Source organism: Flagellimonas cixiensis (genome assembly GCF_042134615.1).
Taxonomy (GTDB): domain Bacteria; phylum Bacteroidota; class Bacteroidia; order Flavobacteriales; family Flavobacteriaceae; genus Flagellimonas; species Flagellimonas cixiensis.
The window spans coordinates 2,826,342-2,851,613 of sequence record NZ_CP169639.1; the positions used below are offsets into that span (position 1 = coordinate 2,826,342).

7 protein-coding genes are annotated in these 25,272 nt (G+C 41.6%); 6 read left to right on the forward strand and 1 reads right to left on the reverse strand.

Going from position 1 to position 25,272, the window contains the following annotated elements; all coding sequences use genetic code 11:
• Positions 1-59 precede the first annotated feature (59 nt).
• Positions 60-9,119 (forward strand): PKD domain-containing protein, encoded by a 9,060-nt coding sequence (locus ABT310_RS12595; RefSeq protein ID WP_375324239.1) that lies wholly within the window; start codon positions 60-62, stop codon positions 9,117-9,119.
• A gap of 334 nt (positions 9,120-9,453) precedes the next feature.
• Complete coding sequence (locus ABT310_RS12600) at positions 9,454-18,414, forward strand: PKD domain-containing protein (RefSeq protein ID WP_375324240.1); 8,961 nt, start codon at positions 9,454-9,456, stop codon at positions 18,412-18,414.
• 110 nt (positions 18,415-18,524) lie between these two features.
• Here ABT310_RS12600 and ABT310_RS12605 read toward each other — a convergent pair whose 3' ends face one another.
• Complete coding sequence (locus ABT310_RS12605; RefSeq protein WP_375324241.1) at positions 18,525-19,268, reverse strand: tyrosine-protein phosphatase; 744 nt, start codon at positions 19,266-19,268, stop codon at positions 18,525-18,527.
• Positions 19,269-19,527: 259 nt separating this feature from the next.
• Between ABT310_RS12605 and ABT310_RS12610 the strand changes: the two genes are divergently transcribed.
• The 4 genes from ABT310_RS12610 to ABT310_RS12625 all read left to right on the forward strand — a co-directional run bounded on the left by ABT310_RS12610 (position 19,528) and on the right by ABT310_RS12625 (position 25,246).
• Positions 19,528-20,802 carry a sensor histidine kinase gene (locus tag ABT310_RS12610; protein ID WP_375324242.1) on the forward strand — a complete coding sequence of 425 codons (1,275 nt, stop codon included), beginning with the start codon at positions 19,528-19,530 and terminating at the stop codon, positions 20,800-20,802.
• Complete coding sequence (locus ABT310_RS12615; RefSeq protein WP_375324243.1) at positions 20,795-21,493, forward strand: response regulator transcription factor; 699 nt, start codon at positions 20,795-20,797, stop codon at positions 21,491-21,493. Before ABT310_RS12610 ends, ABT310_RS12615 begins: the two co-directional genes overlap by 8 nt.
• Positions 21,494-21,837: 344 nt before the next feature.
• Entirely contained in the window at positions 21,838-22,602 is a 765-nt protein-coding gene (locus ABT310_RS12620) for a hypothetical protein (protein ID WP_375324244.1), read from the forward strand.
• 88 nt (positions 22,603-22,690) lie between these two features.
• Entirely contained in the window at positions 22,691-25,246 is a 2,556-nt protein-coding gene (locus ABT310_RS12625) for a M1 family metallopeptidase (RefSeq protein ID WP_375324245.1), read from the forward strand.
• Positions 25,247-25,272: the final 26 nt, after the last annotated feature.

Genomic DNA, 25,272 nt, shown 5'->3' on the forward strand with positions numbered 1-25,272 from the left:
TCAGCCAATCACAATTAAATTTTAATGTTAGTGATGTTTCGGCTGGAGTAACTTCATTGATGTTTGGACCAGATAACAGACTTTACGTTGCAGAATATCCAGGAACCATAAAAATATTTACAATCCAAAGAAACGGACCTACTGATTATGAGGTAATTGGTGTAGAATCGTTAACGGGGGTTAGCTCTATTGTGAATCATAACGATGATGGGCAACCTTGTGGTGGTGCACTAGCTGCCGATTGCAATAAAAGGGAAACTACGGGTTTAACAGTTGGTGGTACAGCAGCTAACCCAGTTATTTATGTTTCGTCAAGTGATTTTCGCATCGGTGCGGGGAGTTCGGGTAATGGAGATACTGGATTGGACACCAATTCTGGAGTAATTACTAGATTATCTTGGAACGGTAGTTCATGGGATGTAGTGGATTTGGTAAGAGGACTTCCTCGATCAGAGGAAAACCACGCAACCAACGGTTTGGAGTTGGCAACAATTAATGGTACCGAGTACTTAATTGTTGCGCAAGGAGGAAATACAAATGGAGGGGCACCTTCAACCAGTTTTGTTTACACAGGTGAATATGCGTTGTCTGCCGCTGTTTTGAGTATAGATTTAGACGCAATAAATGCATTGCCAATTCTGACGGATGGAAATGGTCGTGATTATGTTTATGATTTACCTACATTGGACGATCCTACCAGAGCTAATGCTAATGGAATTATTGACCCAGATGCCCCAGGATATGACGGAATAGATGTTAATGACCCATGGGGAGGTAATGACGGTTTAAACCAGGCAATGGTAGTTCCTGGTGGGCCAGTTCAAATTTTGTCGCCAGGCTATAGAAATGCTTACGATTTGGTGGTAACGGAAAGTGGAGCACTTTATGTAACAGACAATGGAGCCAACCAGGGATGGGGAGGCTTTCCGCCAAACGAGGGTACTGCCAACGTCACCAATGATTATGATCCAAATGAACCAGGCAGTAGTTCTTCCAGTGGTGGTGAAGCAATAAATAACGAAGATCACTTGGAGTTGGTAACAAATGATTTGCAATCTTATACTTTTGGTAGTTTTTATGGTGGACATCCGAATCCTACACGGGCAAACCCAACAGGAGCTGGACTTTATACAGATAACGGGACAAGTCAAGTATTTAGAACTTTGATATATGACCCGGTTAATCCTGGTCCGGGATATACAGATGACCCTAATATTGCGTTACCTGCAAATTGGCCTCCTGTGGCTACGGGCAATGCTGTTGAGGGTGATTGGCGTGGTCCCGGTATAAACAACCCGGATGGTCCCGATGATAATCCTGTTACCATTTGGGGTACCAATACCAACGGAATTGATGAATATACTGCATCTAATTTTGGAGGAGCTATGAAAGGAAACCTATTGGCCGGTACAAATACAGGTTTGATTAGAAGAGTTGAGCTTAATCCAGATGGATCTTTAGATCAGTTGACACCTAATTTTCTTTCTGGAATAGGAGGAAGTCAGGGCAATGCATTGGGAATTTCAGCGAATGGAGACAGTGAAATATTCCCCGGAACCATTTGGGCAGGAACATTGAATGGTTTGATAGTGGTTTTTGAACCTCAGGATTTTGTGAACTGTATTGATCCTTCGGATCCCGAATTCGAGCCTTCGGCTGATTATGATGCAGATGGATATAGCAACCAAGATGAATTGGACAATGGAACTGACCCATGTAACGGAGGTTCACAGCCCAATGATTTTGATAAATCTGCGGGAGCACCATTAATTTCAGATTTAAATGACCTTGATGATGATAATGATGGGATTTTAGATCAAGATGATCCTTTTCAATTAGGTAATCCTGATGTAAGTGGCAGTGATGCTTTTACGCTTCCCGTCTACAACGACTTGTTTAATGATCAACAAGGTCTTGGTGGTATATTTGGATTGGGGATGACAGGTTTAATGAATAACGGCGATCCGAATCCAAATTACTTGAATTGGTTGGATCGAAGAGATGATCCGTCTGATCCAAACCCAAATGATGTTCTAGGTGGTGCGCCAGGTTTAATGACGTCCCATATGACATCTGGCACGGCCAACGGAGCGACCAATACACAAGAAAAAGGGTATCAATATGGTGTACAAGTTGATCAAACTACTGGAATATTTACGGTAATGGGCAACTTAGTGAATTTAGTTGGCCCTCTAAGGATATATGGAAATACAGCTGCAACTGGTGGAGAATTAGGTCATTTTATTGGTGATGGTACTCAAAGTAATTTTATAAAAATGGTTTTGACCGCTGATGGGATAACAGCCCTTCAGGAAATTGATGATACCCCTCAAACTCCAATTTTTGTTCCTATTGATGTTGCGAATAGACCAAGTACCAGTGTTTTCTTTTATTTTGTTGTGGATGCCTCCACTGGCGAAGTTACTTTACAATATGAATTGGATGGAAATGGTAGAATTACAGCTGGAACCATAACCGCAGAAGGAAGTATTCTTGATGCCATCCAACAATCCAATCAAGATTTGGCGGTCGGTTTTATCGGTACATCCAATACTACGGGAGTTGAATTGGAAGGAACATGGGATGTATTGCATGTAGTAGGACAAGTCCCTACAATAGCACAAGCAATTCCAGATATTACAAGAATAATTAATTCAGGAGATGAAGATATTGATTTGGATGTTTTCTTTGCAGATGACAATGGAGATGAAAATTTGACATATACGGTAGAATCGAATACAGGTCCCACCGTTGGGACATCTATCAATGGCAATATTTTAACACTCTCCTATCCTGGGACCACAACTTCTTCAGATATAACAATTCGGGCAACTGATAACGATGCATTCTTTGTAGAGCAAACGTTTACAGTAACCGTAACCGATTCCCCGGTGGTTCTATATAGGGTGAATACAGGTGGTCCAGAGTTGACTGCAATTGATGGCGACTTGAATTGGGAAGCCGACCAAATTGGAAATAATTCTGCGTATCTAGTACAGGCAGGCAGCAACAATGTGTACACCTCCACAACAATGTCAGTTGATGGTTCCGTAAATCAAACAACCACTCCTTTGGCAATTTATGCAACGGAACGATATGATAGCGCTGCAGGAGCACCCGAATTAACCTATTCATTTCCTGTGGTTCAATCTGGGAATTATGAAGTTAGGCTTTACATGGGAAATAGTTTTTCTGGAACATCAAATCCAGATGAGCGAATTTTCGATGTAGAACTTGAAGGACTTGTACTCCCCTTGTTAAACAATATTGATTTATCTGGAACCTATGGACATGAAGTGGGTACCGTGATAACACATACTATTAAGGTTACGGATGGAACTTTGGATATAAGTTTCATACACGGACCGGTAAACAACCCACTGATCAATGCTATTGAAATATTAGATGCCATTGACAATGAAACACCAATTTATGTTGATCCTATCGCAGATCAACTAGGAAATACAGGACAGCAACTTAATGGTAGCCTTGTAGTTTCTGCATATGGTGGTGATGGTAATCTAACATATGCTGCAACTGGACTACCAGATGGTTTAACCATCGAACCTACAAACGGACAGATTGGAGGAACAATTGCAAGTACTGCGGCATTGGGAAGCCCATATAATGTTACCATAACGGTAAATGACAGTGATGGTTTGACTAGTGATGAAGTGCAAATTGATTTTGTTTGGGAGGTAGTAGAACCTTTCTCCTTTAGAATTAATGCAGGAGGGAATTCAATTGCAACTTCAGATATTGGACCGAATTGGGAAGACAATGGTGATGATGGTCTACAAATAGGAGGAAATTATTCGGTAAACACAGGTTTAGTATTAAGTTCAACCGGAATGACTTTTGCCACAAAGGATAGTTCAATACCTGCATACATCGATGAAGTTACTTTTGAGAACATTTTCGGAACCGAGAGATATGATTTATCGAGTGGTCCTGAAATGGAATATTCAATTTCCTTGGACAACGGAGATTATGTGGTGAACTTATATTTAGGCAATAATTTTGATGGCACAGACACTGTAGGAGATCGTATTTTTGATATTCTTTTAGAAGGTGTGGCTGTTGAAGAAAACTTTGATATAATTGAACGTTTTGGTCATCAAGTGGCAGGAATGTTGTCTTATCCTGTAACTGTATCTGATGGGGAATTGAATATTTCATTTGGTCATGTTACACAGAACCCATTGGTTAACGCTATAGAGGTTTTTATTGAAAATACTTCAAATCCTTTGGTTCTTAATGGTATCGCTGATCAAAACAATGAAATTGCCAATAATGTAACCTTGCAAGCCTCCGCATCCGGAGGGGATTTAAGTGAGGATTTTACCTATTATATCTCAGGTCAACCCGATGGTATAAACATTAATTCAGTAACTGGGGAAATAACAGGAACAATTGCTGTATCATCAGCTACAGGAGGGCCAAATAATAATGGTGTCCATTCGGTGGTTGTAACAGCAATGAAGCCGAATTCAGCACCAGTTTCCCAAACCTTTACGTGGACGATAGACACGCAATTTATTTGGACATTGGTTAACGAGGATCAGAATTATACTCCACGCCATGAAAACTCCTTTGTACAAGCGGGAGATAAATTCTATCTCATGGGAGGTCGTGAAAATGCCACTAGTATTGATGTTTATGATTATACAAATGATAGTTGGGTTGAATTGACCGATGTTACGCCCATTGTGGAGGGAGTGCAAGTTGAGTTCAACCATTTTCAGGCAACAGAATACAATGGTCTAATTTGGGTAATTGGAGCATTTAAGACAAATAACTTTCCAAATGAAGTCCCTGCTGAATCCATTTGGATTTTTGACCCTAGTACAAATGAATGGATTCAAGGTCCTGATATTCCGCAGAACAGAAGACGTGGGTCAACAGGTTTAGTGGTATATAATGATAAATTTTATGTGGTTGGAGGAAATACAGATGGACATGACGGCGGCTATGTAGCATGGTTTGATGAGTATGATCCTGCAACAGGTAATTGGACAGTATTAACGGATGCTCCAAGGGCAAGAGATCATTTTGCAGCCACGATAATTGGTGATAAAATGTATGTGGTGGGAGGTAGACTTTCCGGAGGAGCTGGTGGTGTTTTTGCACCAACAATTCCTGAGGTGGATGTTTATGATTTCAATACAGAAACTTGGTCTACGCTTCCAAGTGATCAAAATATTCCTACTCCAAGGGGAGGGGCATCGGTAGCAAACTTCAACAATAAACTCGTTGTAATTGGTGGAGAAGTAATGAACCAGGAAGTTTACGGTGTCGTCACTGATGATGCATTAAAGGTGACAGAAGAGTATGATCCTGCTTTAAATTCATGGAAAAGATTACCAGATCTTAACTTTGAACGGCACGGAACGCAAGCCATTGTTTCTGGGCCAGGTATTCACATTTTAGCTGGATCCCCTGTAAGAGGAGGTGGTAATCAAAAAAACATGGAATACCTTGGTGAGTATGCTCCAGTCGGTACGCCAAGTGCGGCAAGTACTTTGATCGCACCAAATACAGTGGTCGTTGGAGATCAAGAAACCGTCGATATCGATCTTTCAGTAATAGATGGTAATGTTGGCATATTTGTTAAATCCATGGAAATCACTGGTGCGGATGCTGCTGATTTCAGCATTGTGACTGGGGAACTTTCAAATGGTCTAATCGGGGTCAATGGCTCACATACCTTGAGTGTTACCCTATCGGGAACAGGTGCAGATAGAACAGCTATTTTAACCGTACATTACGGCAATTCAGAAACACTGAGTATTGCGTTGACAAATAATCCTGATGCAGTCTTTTCAGTTTCAAATCCAGGGGACCAATATAATTATGAGGGGGATGTAGTTTCTCTTCAAATTGAAGCGACAAGCCCGAATATTTCAACATATAGTGCCACAGGTTTACCACCCAACCTTTCAATAGATGCAAACACTGGTGTAATATCGGGAACTATAGACGATGGTGCTGGCAGTGGCGGAAGTGATGCCTATGTTGAAGAAAACGGATTGGTAATCATAGAGGCGGAGAATTTAAATATCAATTCAAATTGGAGTATAGAAACTTCAGAAAGTGGCTATTCGGGTTCCGGATACCTGTACAACCATGTCGATAGCTTCAATACTCCAGGTAATGGAGTAATAACTGCGGAAATTGAAATAACAACCCCAGGAAAATATAGATTCCAGTGGAGAAATAATATTGGAATTATTGACCCTGATGACCCCACAACGGAACATAATGATGCTTGGTTGAGGTTCCCGGATGCCGACGCCTTTTATGGGCAAAGCGGAGGAAGCTTTGTCTACCCTCACGGCAGTGGCGATTTCCCGAATCCAAATGGTGCAGGTGCAAACAATTGGTTTAAAGTGTATGCCAATACCTTGGCATGGAACTGGACATCCAACGTTAGTGATAATGATCCGCATCAAGTTTATGTCGAATTTAATAACCCTGGTACTTATACCATGGAAATTTCTTCCAGATCGGAGGGACACTTGATTGATCGCATTGCCTTGCATTTAGTAAGTGAAGGATATACTACTGGTGACTTGGATAGTGCACCAGAATCTTCTCAAGGCAATGGAGGACCAGGTGCGGCTGCCAATAGTCCATATAATGTTTCAGTAAACGTGACAGATAATGGAGACCCTGCTGGCAATGAAACCATTGATTTTGTATGGTATGTAGGGCAATCAGGAGAGCTAATTGCAGTACCACAAGCTGATGTAACAACAGGTGTAGTACCATTGACAGTAAACTTTACCGGTAGTAACTCTCTAGATGATATTGGCGTGACCAGTTATTCATGGGACTTTAAAGATGGTCCTGGTTCCACATCAACACAAGCAGATCCTACCTATGAATTTACCGAAATCGGAACGTATATAGTGGATTTAACGGTCGAGGACATTGATGGGAATATAGATACCAAAAGTATAACCATAAATGTTACAGGATCTGGAATTGCTCCTATTGCTGTAGCTTCATCTGACGTAACAGAAGGTTTTGTACCCTTGGATGTGGTTTTCAACGGAAGTGCATCCTCAGACGATTTGGGTATTGCAAGTTATGCTTGGGATTTTGGAGATGGAGTAGGGGCCTCAACAGAAATGAATCCAACCTATACCTATCCAAACGTGGGGATTTATACTGCTATCTTAACAGTAACGGACATAGAAGGGTTAACTGCAACGGATCAAATAAGTATTACCGTACAACAACCTAATGAGGCGCCAGTTGCAGTAGTATCGGCGGATCAAGAATATGGGGATGCTCCTTTAGAGGTTTCCTTTGTTGGTAGTAATTCTACAGATGATGTTGGTATTGTTGACTATGCTTGGGATTTTGGTAATGGAAATACCTCAACAGAAGCAAATCCTGTTTATGTCTTTAATGTATCGGGTAATTATACCGTCGTATTAACGGTAACCGATGGTGGAGGACTTATGGATACCGCTGAAATAATAATATCGGTAGGTAATCCAGCTCCAGTGGCTGTTGCAACGGCAACTCCTGAAACAGGTGAGGCACCATTGAATGTTTCATTTACTGGAAGCAATTCAACGGACAATGGAACAATAGTTTCTTATGCTTGGGATTTTGGAGATGGAACGGGCACCTCAACATTGGCTGACCCTACCTATACCTATAGTGATCCAGGAAATTATATAGCTGTGCTGACAGTAACTGACAATGAAGGAGAATCAACAACAGCCAATGTATTGATAACAGTTGCCGAAGTAGGTGGAAACCTAGCACCGGTGGCGGTGGCAACCGCTACTCCGGAAACTGGAGATGCTCCTTTACAAGTAACCTTTACAGGAAGTAATTCAACAGATGATGGGACAATAGTTTCATATGCTTGGGATTTTGGTGATGGAAATTCATCTACCGAGGCCGATCCGACCCACAACTATATGAATTCAGGAAACTTTACAGCTATTCTTACGGTCACAGATAATCAAGGTCTTTCGTCGACTGCAAATATTATGATACAGGTAACTGAAGCTGGAGGAAACCTGGCACCGGTGGCGGTGGCAACCGCTACTCCGGAAACTGGAGATGCTCCTTTACAAGTAACCTTTATAGGAAGTAATTCAACAGATGATGGGACAATAGTTTCATATGCTTGGGATTTTGGTGATGGGAATTCGTCTACCGAGGCCGATCCGACCCACACTTATATGAATTCAGGAAGCTTTACAGCTATTCTTACGGTCACCGATGATCAAGGTCTTTCGTCGACAGCAAGCGTATTGATACAGGTAACTGAAGTCGGGGGCAATCAAGCTCCGGTGGCAATCGCAGCAGCAAATCCAACTCAAGGAGAAGCGCCTTTGCCTGTTATGTTCAATGCTAGTGGATCAACAGATGATGTGGGCATTGTTTCATATTTCTGGGATTTTGGAGATGGAAGAACATCAACAATTGAAAATCCAGTATTAACTTTCGATGCGGCTGGAACTTATATGGTGACTTTAACAGTGACCGACGAAGATGGATTGATTGGTACAGATACAGTTACCATCATTGTTGGTGCTGCAAATTTACAGGCACCCACAGCAGTAATTAGTGCAACCCCTCAAAGTGGAAATGGACCCTTGGAAGTAAGTTTTACAGGGAGTAATTCCACCGATGACGTAGCGGTAGTGAGCTATGCATGGGATTTTGGTGATGGAAATATGTCTAATGAAGCCGATCCAATCCACACATACAACAATTCTGGAATTTACAACGTTGAACTTACCGTTACCGATGCCGATGGATTGTCGGATACGGAAACCATTACCATCGAGGTGTTCCAAGAAGAAACAGGCGATATTGTAGGTGTTATTGCGCCGAACCCAGCCCCTGATCTTGATGGATTTGCAAATATTCAATTGAGCCAGATACCAAGTAACACAGTACTCACATATATTCATTTGCACGATTCAACAGGTAAACTTGTAGGGACATTTAATGCCGCACAAGCATACGATATGACTAGAGATGCATATAGAGTGTCAGTTTCTGCCTTACGAAACGGATTGTATTACGTTACAATCGAACGAGATAATGGAGATCCAATCGAATTGAAAGTATTGGTCAATAATTAAGGATGAATAGTAATATATTTTGATAAAAAGGGGCAACTATGTTGCCCCTTTTTTTATTGTAGCATCTAGGTCCTTTTAAATGGGAAATCAAATTGAATAGGCATAAATTTCCTTTTGTAGGATTTTATTTAAATACCTGCCAAACAATTATTTGATATTTCCAATTATGAATATGGATAGATGAATTCTGTAAAGCAATCAATGAAGCTTAACTGTATGGTGTTCATCGGATTAATGTGTATTTCAACTAATACGTTAAATCATAAGGACTAATATTTTTTCTTCATTTTATCTTCGTGCTACCCCCAAAAAAACAGCCAAATCATTAAGTAGTATGAAAAAAAATTACTTTGGGGGAGTTTTCCTCATTCAAGCATTGATTTTTACATTTTCTGTTCAAATATTTTCACAGAATTTTTCTCAAAGCTTATTGGATATGAATGGGCTTGGCTCTATATCCGATGGTGTAACCTCTATAATGTATGGTCCCGATGGTCGCCTGTATGTTACTGAATATTCTGGTGCCATAAATATTTTGACAGTACAAAGGAATGGTGCTGGAGATTATATTGTGACTGATGCAGAGGTTTTAGATGGTATTTTAACAATGGAAGACCATAATGATGATGGAAGTCTCCATGAAAGTACCGAACGAGAGACATTGGGGTTCACGGTTACGGGTACAGCAACCAATCCAGTGATTTATGTTACCTCAAGTGATTTTCGAATCGCAGCAGGAACAGGTAATGGAGATATTGGACTGGATACAAATTCTGGAGTTATCACACGGTTTAGTTGGAACGGAAATTCATGGGATGTTGTGGATATTGTTCGAGGACTTCCTAGATCAGAGGAAAACCATGCAACTCTTGGATTGGAGCATGTAAACATTGGTGGTGTTGAGTATCTTATTGTAAGCCAGGGCGGACATACCAATGCTGGGTCACCATCGAATAATTTTGTACATACATGTGAATATGCATTGTCTGCTGCCATCTTGAGTGTAAATCTAGATATGATCGAAGCTCTACCCATTTTAAACGATAATGGGAGAAGTTATATCTATGACCTACCAACCTTGGATGATCCTACACGTCCTAACGTTAATGGCATTATTGATCCAGACCTGCCAGGTTATGATGGAATAGATGTTAACGATCCTTGGGGAGGTAATGATGGATTAAATCAAGCCATGCTAGTTCCAAATGGACCGGTTCAGATATTTTCTCCAGGATATAGGAATGCTTATGATATTGTTGTAACAGAAAGTGGCGCTGTGTATGCTACAGACAATGGTGCTAATCTGGGTTGGGGAGGACTACCTATGAATGAGGGCGGAGGTTCAGTAACCAATGATTATGACCCAACGGAACCTGGAAGTACTGAAAGGACCCTTTATTTGGAAAGAGTGAATAATAGGGATCACTTGGAACTGATAACAATCGATATGCAGAACTATGTGTTCGGAAGTACTTATGCAGGACATCCAAATCCTATAAGAGCAAACCCTTCCGGTGCAGGCCTTTATACCGCACCCGATCCAAACAATACAGATGGGGCTGTTTTTAGAACACTGATATATGATCCAAGTAACCCAGGGCCAGGTTTTACAGATGATCCCAACATTGCACTTCCTGCCAATTGGCCCCCTTATCCAGTAGCACAAGCCAATCCCATTGAAGGGGATTTTCAAAATGGAGACACCAACAATGAAGGTCCAACAGATAATCCTGTAACTTACTGGGGTACTAACACCAATGGAATAGATGAATATACTGCCTCTAATTTCGGTGGGGTTATGCAGGGAAATCTTTTAGCAGGAGTTAATAATGGGGTACTCAGAAGAGTTGAACTTAATCCAGATGGATCCCTAAATACGTTAACCAGTGAATTCCTTTCAGGAATAGGTGGAAATCCATTAGGTGTCACATGTAATAGTGACACAGAAATATTCCCCGGAACTATTTGGGTTGGAACATTCAACGGTAATATTGTCGTGTTTGAACCTCAAGATTTTGTAACCTGTTTAAGTCCTGGTGACCCTGGTTATGATGCCAATGCCGATAATGATGCGGATGGTTATACAAATCAGGATGAGCTAGACAATGGAACCGACCCCTGTAACGGTGGCTCTCAACCAGCAGATTTTGATAAATCCGGCGGCAGCCCTTTGATTTCAGACTTAAATGATCCTGATGATGATAATGATGGCATTCCAGATGCATTAGATCCATTTCAGCTTGGAAATCCAAACCTTGGAGGAAGTGATGCTTTTTCGATACCTATAAACAACGGCCTTTTCAATGATCAACAAGGATTAGGCGGAATATTTGGTTTAGGAATGACCGGTTTAATGAACAATGGTGATACAGAGGCCAATTGGATGAATTGGATAGATAGACGTGATGACCCTAATGACCCGAACCCGAATGATGTTTTGGGAGGTGCGCCAGGACTAATGACGTCACATATGACTTCTGGAACTGCACTTGGAACCCAAAATAACCAAGAAAAAGGATACCAATTTGGTATTAAAACAGAAAGTTCTACCGGTGAGTTTACCGTAGTAGGCAACGTAATTAATTTGTTTGGGGGGTCCTATAGGCTATACGATAATGTCGATGCACCCAATGGAGAGTTAGGTCTTTTCATTGGAGATGGAACACAAAGCAATTATATAAAATTTGTAATAACCAAAAATGGACTTCAGGCATTACAGGAGATAAATGATATTCCACAAACACCAGTAGAGTTGACTATATTGGAATCTGAACGTCCTTTGGATGAGATTCTTTTTCACTTTAAAGTGAATGCGGTAACAGGAGAAGTTAGTTTGGAATATTCTATAGACAATGGACCACGGTTGATCTTGGGTTCTATAACGGCGGAAGGAAGTATACTAACGGCCATACAACAACCAGAAATTGATTTGGCTGTTGGTTTTATTGGAACATCAGGCGCAACAGGTGTTGAACTCGAAGGAACATGGGACTACTTGGCAGTTTTAACAGAGTCACCAACAATTGCTCAAGAAATTGGATCCTTCCAAAGACAAGTAGGCACTACCGATGAAGTTTTTAACCTGGATGACTACTTTACCGATGATAATGGGGTTGCAAACCTAACCTATACCATTGAGAACAATACCAATATAAATATTGGCAGTTCTATTAATGGAAATTTAATGACTCTTTCATATCCTATAGCACCGAACAGTTCGGAAATAACGGTTAGGGCAACCGATGAAGACTTAAATTTTGTAGAATTAACATTCTTAGTGGAAGTCATTGAGGCGTCGGGTATATTATATAGAATAAATACTGGAGGCCCGGCAATACCATCAATTGATGGGGAGATTTTGTGGGAAGAGGACACTGTAAGCAATAATTCAAGTTATTTGATTCAACCAGCAACCAATAATTCATATAATTCTACAATAAACAATTTTTCAGACGATGTTGACTTAACCAAAGTACCCACGGCAATTTTTGAAACCGAGCGGTATGATGCGACTGGTGGGGAACCAAATATGCTCTATTCTTTTCCAGTAACAGAGTCGGGTAATTATGAGGTAAAACTTTATATGGGCAATGGTTATTCAGAAACATCAGAGTCTGGACAACGTATTTTTGATGTGTCCATCGAAGGGATAATTTTACCAGAACTGAAATCTATCGACTTATCAGGTTCTTACGGGCATAGTACAGGTGTTGCAATAAGTCATATTATTGAGGTAACAGATGGAAGTATAGATATCGAATTTATGCACGGTGCAGTTCAAAACCCTCTTATAAATGCAATAGAAATTTTAGACGCACCGGATAATAACACCCCAATTTATGTGAATTCAATCCCTGATCAATTTGGGGCCGCAGGAATACAGCTAGATGGAAGCCTGAGTGTTCAAGCTACGGGAGGTGATGGTAATTTGCAATATTTAGCCGAAGGATTACCACCTGGTTTAACTATTGAACCCACAAATGGCCAGATTGGGGGGACCATAGATGAAACTGTTCTTGATGGCACTTCATTTACTGTCACCATTACGGTTGATGATACTGATGACATAGTAGATGATGCGGTTGCTTTGAATTTCTCATGGACTGTTTCAAACACCACGTCTACTGCTGATTTATGGATGGATAAGGATGAAGATGAAAACTATACGGCAAGACATGAGTTATCCTTTGTACAAGCTGGGGATAAATTTTATTTAATGGGTGGGCGCGAAAATGCAACCAGTATTGATGTATATGATTATGCGAATAATAGTTGGACTGAAATTACCAATGTAACTCCGACAGTTAATGGGACCCAGTTGGAATTCAATCACTTTCAGGCAACTGAATATAATGGTCTAATCTGGGTAATTGCAGCATTTAAAACAAATGATTTCCCTAATGAAGTCCCGACGGAGTACATTTGGATATTTGACCCTACAGTTAATCAATGGATACAAGGCCCTGCTATTCCTGAAAATAGGAGGAGAGGGTCTGCTGGTTTGGTACAGTACAATGACAAGTTCTATATTATTGCGGGAAATTCTATAGGACATAATGGAGGGTATGTGGATTGGTTTGATGAGTATGATCCGGCAACCGGACAATGGACGGTACTTCCTAATTCACCAAGACCACGAGATCATTTCCATGCCGCTGTGGTTGGAGACAAATTATATGCTGTAGGAGGACGGCTTTCAGGAGGTACTGGAGGAACTTTTGCTCCAACAATACCAGAAGTCGATGTTTATGATTTCCTTACGGGAACATGGGAAACACTTCCAGTATCCGACAATATTCCAACACCAAGAGGGGCACCCAGTGTTTCGGTATTTAACGGTAAACTTGTAGTGGCAGGGGGTGAGGTTGAAAATCAAATAGTGTATGGTGTAAATACAACAGATGCCTTAAAAGTGGTAGAAGAATATAATCCTTTGACCAACGAATGGAGGCGATTGGCAGATTTAAATCATGAAAGACATGGCACACAGTCAATTGTCTCAGGTGATGGGATATTTCTATTGGGAGGATCTCCGAACAAAGGAGGAGGCAACCAAAAAAACATGGAATATTATGGAACAGATAACCCACAGGGAGTATCAAGTTTAGCAAGCACACTTTCTGCACCCACTACGATTGCCGTTGCAGAGGGTGAGATAGTTGATGTTGACCTATCGGCTATAGATGGGAACGTCGGAATATTTGTCACCTCAATGGAAATTTCTGGAACGGACGCAGCTGATTTCAACCTTGTTTCTGGAGAGCTTACAAATGGTTTAATAAAATTTAATGGCACACATACTTTAAGCGTGTCACTTTCAGGGACTGGATCCGACAGAACGGCCATATTGACTGTCAATTATGGGAACTCCCAGACTTTGGACATTGTACTGACCGAAAACCCGAACACTACTATAAGCATAACCAATCCTGGGGACCAACAAAATTATGAGGGAGATTCTGTATCCTTGCAGATTGAAGCAACAAGTCCTAACGCAATAACATACAGTGCCCTCGGCCTACCACCCAATCTGACCATTGACGAAAACACGGGTGTAATCTCAGGTACTGTTGAACAAGGCTTTGTGGGCGGAGGTAGTAATGCGTTCGTTGAAGAAAATGGATTGGTTGTGATTGAGGCTGAGAGTTTTGATATCAATTCAAATTGGACAATGGAGAGCACGGAAGACGGTTACTTGGGTACGGGGTATCTTTTTAATCATGTTGATAGCTTCAATACTCCAGGTAATGGAACAATCACTGAGCAAATACTTATTAGTACCCCAGGAAAGTATCGGTTCCAATGGCGAAACAATATTGGAATTATTGACGCCAGTTCTCCAACAACGGAACATAATGATGCTTGGCTTCGCTTTCCCGATGCAGATGATTTTTACGGAGAAAAAAGCAATGGTAATATTGTATACCCTTTTGGTAGTGGTAAAACGCCTAATCCAAATGGTGCAGGTGCCAACGGCTGGTTCAAGGTTTACGCCAATACCTTGAATTGGAATTGGACAGCTAATGTTAGTGATAATGATCCACATCAAATCTATGTTGAGTTTGATGAACCTGGTATTTACACTTTGGAGATTTCCTCTAGGTCTGAGGGACATTTGATTGACCGTATAGCACTCCATTTAGTAAGTGAGGGGTACACTCTAACTGATTTAAACAATGCCTCTGAGTCCAATCGGGATGCAGGAAATGTGCAAGGTGCAGCAGAAAATAGCCCTTACAGTGTTTCGGTATCTGTTACGGACAACGGTGAACCTATAGGTAATGAAACCATAGAATTTATGTGGTTTATAAATATTTTCAACCAATCTCCCGTTGCCAACGCGACCTCAGATGTAGTGTCGGGCGATGTTCCCTTGGAGGTAAGTTTTACGGGTAGTGGCTCCACGGACGATATTGGCATCACTTCCTATTCGTGGGATTTTGGAGATGGCAGTTCGGTTTCCAACGAGGCGGACCCGGTCCACACCTATACGGTAGCGGGCACCTATGAGGCCGTATTGACAGTTTTTGATGGCCAGGGCCAGACCGATACCGATATGGTGAACATCACGGTCGTTGAACCTGGAACGGCAGGAGTGATAAGCTTTACCTTGGTCGATGCGGCCACGGATACCGATCTATTCGACCTGTTCGATGGCCAACAAATAGATTTGGGAGTCTCTGGCGGGCAGTCACTCAACATCAGGGCCAATGCGACCAGCGAAACAAGTAGTGTGTCGTTTAACATGACAGGACCTCTATCGGCGACAAAGACCGAGGGAGTTGCACCATATGCACTATTTGGAGACAAGTCTGGCAACTACAACCCGATGGACCTACCATTGGGGAGCTATACACTGACCGCTTCAGCCACCAGTGGCGGGGTTACCCTGGGCCAGCCACTGACGATTCAATTTTCAATAGTGACCGGTACCGACCAATCTCCCGTTGCCAACGCGACCTCAGATGTAGTGTCGGGCGATGTCCCCTTGGAGGTAAGTTTTACGGGCAGCGGCTCCACGGACGATATTGGCATCACCTCCTATTCGTGGGATTTTGGAGATGGCAGTTCGGTTTCCAACGAGGCGGACCCGGTCCACACCTATACGGTAGCGGGCACCTATGAGGCCGTATTGACAGTTTTTGATGGCCAGGGCCAGACCGATACCGATATGGTGAACATCTCAGTGAACCAGGTTCAGGACCAATCTCCCGTTGCCAATGCGACCTCAGATGTAGTGTCGGGCGATGTTCCCTTGGAGGTAAGTTTTACGGGCAGTGGCTCCACGGACGATATTGGCATCACCTCCTATTCGTGGGATTTTGGAGATGGCAGTTCGGTTTCCAACGAGGCGGACCCGGTCCACACCTATACGGTAGCGGGCACCTATGAGGCCGTATTGACGGTTTTAGATGGCCAGGGCCAGACCGATATCGATATGGTGAACATCACAGTGAACCAGGTTCAGGACCAATCTCCCGTTGCCAATGCGACCTCAGATGTAGTGTCGGGCGATGTTCCCTTGGAGGTAAGTTTTACGGGTAGTGGCTCCACGGACGATATTGGCATCACTTCCTATTCGTGGGATTTTGGAGATGGCAGTTCGGTTTCCAACGAGGCGGACCCGGTCCACACCTATACGGTAGCGGGCACCTATGAGGCCGTATTGACAGTTTTTGATGGCCAGGGCCAGACCGATACCGATATGGTGAACATCACGGTCGTTGAACCTGGAACGGCAGGAGTGATAAGCTTTACCTTGGTCGATGCGGCCACGGATACCGATCTATTCGACCTGTTCGATGGCCAACAAATAGATTTGGGAGTCTCTGGCGGGCAGTCACTCAACATCAGGGCCAATGCGACCAGCGAAACAAGTAGTGTGTCGTTTAACATGACAGGACCTCTATCGGCGACAAAGACCGAGGGAGTTGCACCATATGCACTATTTGGAGACAAGTCTGGCAACTACAACCCGATGGACCTACCATTGGGGAGCTATACACTGACCGCTTCAGCCACCAGTGGCGGGGTTACCCTGGGCCAGCCACTGACGATTCAATTTTCAATAGTGACCGGTACCGACCAATCTCCCGTTGCCAACGCGACCTCAGATGTAGTGTCGGGCGATGTCCCCTTGGAGGTAAGTTTTACGGGCAGCGGCTCCACGGACGATATTGGCATCACCTCCTATTCGTGGGATTTTGGAGATGGCAGTTCGGTTTCCAACGAGGCGGACCCGGTCCACACCTATACGGTAGCGGGCACCTATGAGGCCGTATTGACAGTTTTTGATGGCCAGGGCCAGACCGATACCGATATGGTGAACATCACAGTGAACCAGGTTCAGGACCAATCTCCCGTTGCCAATGCGACCTCAGATGTAGTGTCGGGCGATGTTCCCTTGGAGGTAAGTTTTACGGGCAGTGGCTCCACGGACGATATTGGCATCACCTCCTATTCGTGGGATTTTGGAGATGGCAGTTCGGTTTCCAACGAGGCGGACCCGGTCCACACCTATACGGTAGCGGGCACCTATGAGGCCGTATTGACAGTTTTTGATGGCCAGGGCCAGACCGATACCGATATGGTGAACATCACGGTCGTTGAACCTGGAACGGCAGGAGTGATAAGCTTTACCTTGGTCGATGCGGCCACGGATACCGATCTATTCGACCTGTTCGATGGCCAACAAATAGATTTGGGAGTCTCTGGCGGGCAGTCGCTCAACATCAGGGCCAATGCGACCAGCGAAACAAGTAGTGTGTCGTTTAACATGACAGGACCTCTATCGGCGACAAAGACCGAGGGAGTTGCACCATATGCACTATTTGGAGACAAGTCTGGCAACTACAACCCGATGGACCTACCCTTGGGGAGCTATACACTGACCGCTTCAGCCACCAGTGGCGGGGTTACCCTGGGCCAGCCACTGACGATTCAATTTTCAATAGTTTCAGGATTAGCATCCAAAGGAAGTGAAACTCAGAACATGGAGGAATCATTGGATAGTATGGGAGACGTTGAAGAGATTAACCCTTTCGATATTATTTTATATCCCAACCCTGGGGCTACTCAAGTTACAATCTCCACAAGGTCGCTTGAAGCTAACGTAATGGAAATCCGAATCTTTGATTCAACGGGTCAATTGGTACGTTCATTTAATCCAACAGCTTATCGAGATGGTAATGATTATAACTTACCAGTACATAGTTTACAAGCTGGAGTGTATCATATAGGAGTTTTGACCCAAGAAGGAAGAGCCTTTTTCAAACAAATGATCGTGAGAAAGTAAAATTTGATGAGTTATAATATTTAATTAGAAACCCTTCTTTCTATTCTTCAGAAAGAAGGGTTTTTATTTTCAAAGGTTTCAAGGGGATTGAAGAAAATCCTTTGAAAACCTTAGTAAAAATTTTGAATTGTACTCTCTATGATAGGAAGTAGTTGATTTAAGATTTTTTTGGAAACCTTAACTTCTTTCAATAAGCCAAGCTGTCTCATATTATGCACATCAGTCCCCACAAAATCAAAAAAGCCATCATTCAATAACTTATCTGCTATTTTTTTTACATCGGAACCATAGGAATCCGAAGTCAAGGAAAGCAAGTTCAATTGAAATTGAATGCCATTCGCTTTCATGGATTCATATTTTCCATATTTGCTATGAAAGTACATGTATCGCTCAGGATGTGCCAAAACAGGAAAATAATTTTTTTTGGCAATTTTATGCACTGCAATATCAAAGTTAAAGGAAGGTTGGAGGTACGACATTTCCACAAGCAAATGCTGTTTTCCAATAGGTAAAACGTCCCCTTTTTCCAATAGGGCCTCAAAATTATCATCGATCATATGCTCGGCAGCATATTCGATTTGCACCGCTGTAATTCCTTCTTCCACTAATGCATTGGATAATAGACCAAAGGATTTGGAAATGGTCTTAGGGGTATTGTCGTAAAGATTGTGCATAATGTGTGGAGTGCAGATAAATTTAGTCATGCCAAATTCTGCAAATCCGCTGAGCAGCTCTAAGGAATCATCCACCGTTTTGGCCCCATCATCTATACCAGGAAGTATATGATTATGAATATCCACCAAGCCATGGAGGTAATCCACCAAATAAACCTTTTTCTGGAAAAAACTGATCATGCTTAAAATTTGGACTGCAAAGATAATCGATAAACCTCTTTGAAAGGAATCTTGGGGAAGTAAAACAGATACAAACAAAAAACCGACCTAAATAGGCCGGTTCAATGGATTCGCTACTATATATGTCTTAAATAAACTTTATCAAATTTAAACCTTAATTGAACGTCTTGGGATTAACAATAGATCAAAAAGGTTAATGAAAGATTAATAGGATTAACCAATGAGTAAATAGCTGCTGTTTTTTTGTTTACTTCGCATTATGCCGACCAAAAGAAACATTTATATTGTCGTATTTGTGGTGTCCGTGATTGGACTCTTGGTCGTGCAATACCAATTTTTGAGGGTTGGATTGGGTTTGGCCAAAGCCCAGTTTTCTGAAAAAATAGATGTTGCAAGAGATAATATAAACAGTGAATTATCCGAATTAAATTCTTTGACCTATACGTTGGGCAATGCGATTCAAAAAGACACTTCGGAACTGAAAATTGGTTTGGACAGCCTGCAAAAAGTCTCTCAATTTTACCTTAACGATTATGTAGATTATCAGCTAGGGCTTTCCGGAATAGACGCTCCGTTTTCCTACCGATTGTACTCCCGTGATTCCATAACCTATCTAACTTCAATAGATTTGTTCGAGGAGGGTGAAGGAATGTTGACCTATCCCATAAAACTAGAAGGATATTTACCTGATTTGCTGGAGAAGGAAATTATTCTTGAATTGGGATTTAACGACCTGAACAAGTATTTCATGGGACAGCTAAATGGACTTACCATCCCAGGGCTAATTTTTCTGCTATTGATTATCGTTGTGGTAATATGGGTACTTCGTTCGTTCTATTGGCAAAGCAGCATTATAACTACTACCAACGATTTCATCAATAATCTGACCCATGAACTAAAAACGCCGGTATTTTCCATAGGATTGGCCACCAAGATTTTGGAGAAAGATTTACCCGAGAACAAAAAAAACATTGTGGAATTGATCCGAAGGGAATCTGACCGACTTAAAAAGCATATCGATAAAGTGCTGGAGTTGGCCAGTTTGGAATCTGGAAAAAATATATTGCAATTTTCCATCATTGACTTTAGACCAGAATTGGAACGTATTTGTCAAGATTTTGCTTTGCTGGCCGAACATGATGAAATGGTGTTTGAATATGAATTGGAAGAGGCGACCTATCTTATTCGTGCTGAACAGTTTCATTTGGAAAATGTCATTGTCAACCTACTGGAAAATGCAAAGAAATATTCCGATGACCCTGTTGTGAAATTGAATTCCTTTACCCAAAAAGGAAAGTTGTTCATTCAAATTTCAGATAACGGACAGGGGATGGCCAAGGAGGATATGGGTAAGATTTTTAGAAAATATTATCGCATAAAAAATGGAGATGTACACAAAGTCAAAGGCTATGGCCTTGGATTGTATTATGTGCAAAAAATCATAAAAATGCACCGGGGATCAATCGCGGTGGAAAGTGAATTGGGAAAAGGGACCACATTTACCCTTTCCCTAAAAATGGTGAACAATGGATAAGAGGTACAAATTGATTTTAGTGGAAGATGATGGCTCATTGGGTTATTTGCTTTCCGAATACTTGGGAATGAAGAATTTTGATGTGGTCTGGGCCAAAACTGCCGAAGAAGCAATCATTAAAACCAAATCGAATGCTTTTGATTTGGCTATTTTGGATGTGATGCTGCCTGATATGGACGGTTTTGAGCTTTCACAAAAAATAAAGGGCATCAATCCAGAATTGCCTTTTATTTTTTTAACGGCGCGTTCCCTTAAAATTGATGTGCTCAAAGGATTTTCCATGGGCGCCGTGGATTATCTTAAAAAACCGATTGATGAAGAAGAATTGGTAGTCCGAATCAATGCACTGCTTTCAAGACTGTCCACAAACGTGGAGGAGGAAGACCAAGCCACCGAATATTATATGGGTGATTATACCCTGAACATGGATAATTTTGAATTGAGATATAAAGGACAATTGATTAAACTTACAGGAAAGGAATTCGATCTATTGGCACTTTTGGCCAAAAACCAGAATCAATTGTGCACCCACAAAGATATTTTAACCACCATTTGGGATAAAAACGATTACTTCAACAAAAAGAGCCTTAATGTCTTTGTCTCCCACTTGCGAAAACACTTGAGCAAGGATAGTCGGTTAAGTATTGTAAATGTGAATCGCAGAGGATTTATGCTTCGGGTAGAGGAATGATCAGATAACTTGGCTTAATTTTTGTACCATCTACAATAATCAAGCAAGCACACTTCATTGTCATGTTCAAATTTTTTAAAATTCCCCCCGTAAAACCCTCCTTGTGTCAAGTGGACCAGTTATTTGCACACTCCATCAGCAAACTATCGGAACCCCAATAAATGGCATATTGTAGAAGGCTTATTGAAAGTACTCAATATCATTTGACACATTCTTGCTCGCAAAAAGATGTTCCTTACTTAAAAGAACTAATGGGAGCTGCCGAAAGGGAGCTTCAACTTTTGTATGATCGATGATTTTATACGCCTCAAAAATTGTAAGTTTAGGGGCGAAAAAATCTTAAAATGAAAAAATCGATTCTTCTCCTAGCGCTATTTTTAATAGGTATAAGTGCCTTTGCCACAGAAACCAAACTTATGGTGCGGGCAAAAGCAAAGGATGCAAAATTTGTGGGCAGTTCTATTGGTGGTGCCTATGTGATGGTTAAAAATGGGGTGACCGGTGAAATATTGGCCGAGGGAAAAACAACGGGGAGCACAGGGAATACCGGTTTGATCATGAAAAGTGCCCATGAGCGTTTTACCCAATTATCCGATGATAAAACAGCTGGTTTTCTCGCGGTTGTGGACATCGACGAACCTACTTTTGTTCGCGTTGAAATTATTTCACCCATCAATAAAAAGAATGCACAGATTCACGCTAGTACCGAACTTTGGCTAATTCCCGGAAAAGATATTTTAGGGGATGGAGTGGTAGTGGAGATACCCGGATTTGTGGTGGACATTTTATCCCCCAATACCCATCAATATATGTCGTTGGAATCCGCTCAAAAATCTGGAGTGGAGATAGAAGCCAATATTGTGATGATGTGTGGTTGTCCGATAGAAAAAGGTGGGGTTTGGGATTCCAACCAAATGGAAGTTAAAGCCTTGGTGCAAAAAGATGGAGATAGTTTTAGCGAAATCACCATGGACAATCCGAAACAAAATTCTTTTAAGGGCCACTTGGATATTAAGGAATCAGGATACTACCAAATCACAGTCTACGCCTATAATGCCACAACAGGAAACACAGGGGTTGACAAAATTAATTTTGTGATTCGAGAATAATAATACTCCATATAGGCTAAAGTGCTTTTGGGTTAGTCTGATTACCTAAATTTTGGTATCTTCTGCCCTCAAAATCAACCTTCTTGCTATGAAGAAGAAACTAATGTTCCCCCTTGCATTGGTACTATTTGTATCATGTCAAAATACACCCAAAAAAGATTTATTGGAGGAAGGTATTCCTTTGGAAATGGCCACCTATCGCAAACAACAAGTTTCCGATGTAATTTATAAGCTGTCTTTTGATGTGCCCGAAGATATAGAGCAACCCATTCCTTCAGACCTTACACTCGACCTAAAAATCAATGATCTTTCCCAACCACTTTATTTAGATTTTAATGCAGATGCAAGCTTGTTAAAAACACTAAAGGTTAATGGGGTAGTCCAAAATATAGTGCATCAAAAAGAGCATTTGATCATTGCGGATAACCTTGAGGTGGGGGAGAACCAAATCGAAATTGGTTTCGAAGCAGGGGAATTGTCCCTAAACCGAAATGAGGAATTTTTGTACACCTTATTGGTGCCAGACCGGGCCAGTACGCTGTTTCCCTGTTTTGACCAACCCAACATCAAGGCAAAATATGTATTGGAGGCTACCGTGCCTAAAGATTGGACGGTGATTACTGGTGGACCTTTAAAGGCCAAATCGGATAAGGGAGACAAAATACATTTTCAGTTTGAAGAGAGTGATGCCATGAGCACCTATTTGTTTTCCATGGTGGCGGGCAAGTTTCAAACAGTGACCGAAAATCCCGGAGCATTCGACATGACCCTACTGTATCGTGAAACCGATACAGCGAAAGTAAAATATAGTATTCCTGCCATTTATGATCTACATCAACAATCCATAGATTTTCTAAACGAGTATACCCAATATGATTTCCCCTTCAAAAAATTAGATTATGCTGCCATACCCGGATTTCAATATGGAGGCATGGAGCATGTGGGCGCCATTCAATACCGGCAGGGTGCTATTTTTATGGATGAAAGTGCCACTGAACGCAGACGAATGGGTGGGGCAAAACTTATTGCCCACGAAACTTCCCATATGTGGTTTGGCGATTTGGTCACTATGGATTGGTTCAACGATGTGTGGATGAAAGAGGTATTCGCCAATTTTATGGCAGATAAAATTGTGAACCCAACATTTCCGGACATCAACCACAATCTGCAATTCATGATTTCCCATTACCGGGGAGCCTACGGTGAGGATAGAACTAGGGGCACCAATCCAATTCGACAAAATCTGGACAATCTTAAAAATGCAGGAAATCTTTATGGGAGCATTATTTATAATAAAGCGCCTATAATGATGCGTCAGTTGGAGGCTGCCTTGGGAGCATCTGAATTCAGAGAAGGTATTCGGGAATATATCGCCAATTACGCTTATGGCAATGCCACCTGGAACGATTTGGTAAGCATTTTGGATAAAAGAAGTCCAAAAGACCTAAAAAAATGGAGTGATGTTTGGGTGAATCAAACAGGTAGACCCATTGTTAAAGAGGATATTAGCTATGAAGACGGTAAAATAAAAAGCTTTACCATTTCGCAACAAGCAGAGGACGGAAGCGATAAATTTTGGCCACAAATCTTTGAAATTTCATTGGTGTATAAGGATACTACCCATGTGGTGTCTGTTGACATGGATCACAAAAATATTTCAGTAGAAACGGCAATTGGACGTTCCAAACCCGATGCCATTATTTATAATTCGGATGCTTTTGGGTATGGTTTGTTCCCCATCAGTATGATCGATGCCCATATTATACCTTATTTGGAACATGATGTAGCAAAAGGCTATGCCTATTTAAATAGTTATGAAAACACCTTGGCAGGTAATTTTAAATCCCATGAAAATCTGGATTTATTGATGACAGGGATTCAAGAGGAAGAAAATGAGTTTATCCATGGGATGATTTGTGACCAGACCAGTAGTATTTTTTGGAATTACTTGACGCCCGAAGAGCGAAATGCCCAACAACCCATTATCGAACATATTTTATGGCAGCAGCTTTTAAACAAAAAAACGGACGCCAATATAAAAAAGAACATTTTTGGTCTGTGGAAAGGACTTGCTTATTCTGATAAGGCGAAAGAAAAGTTGTATCAAATTTGGAACAAAGAGCTTGAAATAGCCAATTTAAAGCTCAATCAAGATGATTATACTGGGATGGCCATGAGTTTGGCACTTTATGGGCACGAAGATGTCAATAATATTTTATCGGTTGCAAAAGCGGCATTGACCAATCAAGATAAAATGGATCGTTTTGAGTTTTTAACACCTGCACTATCTGCGGACAGTTCGGTACGTGATGAATTTTTTATCTCGCTTAAGGAAGCAAAGAATCGTGAAAAGGAATCTTGGGTTTTGACGGCCTGTAGTTTTATTCATCATCCATTGCGCCAAGAATCAGCTATAAAACATGTGCCTTTGGCCTTGGATTTATTGCAGGAAATTCAAAAAACGGGTGATATCTTTTTTCCAAAACGATGGCTTTCATCTACAGTGGGCCAATACCAATCCAAACAAGCTATGGATTATGTGAATGAATATTTATTCACCCATCCAAATCTTGAACCGGCCTTAAAAGGAAAACTACTGCAGGCCACAGACGATTTGTATCGTTTTGTAACAATGAATCAGTAAACCGTTTAGCACCGAACCCCTTTATG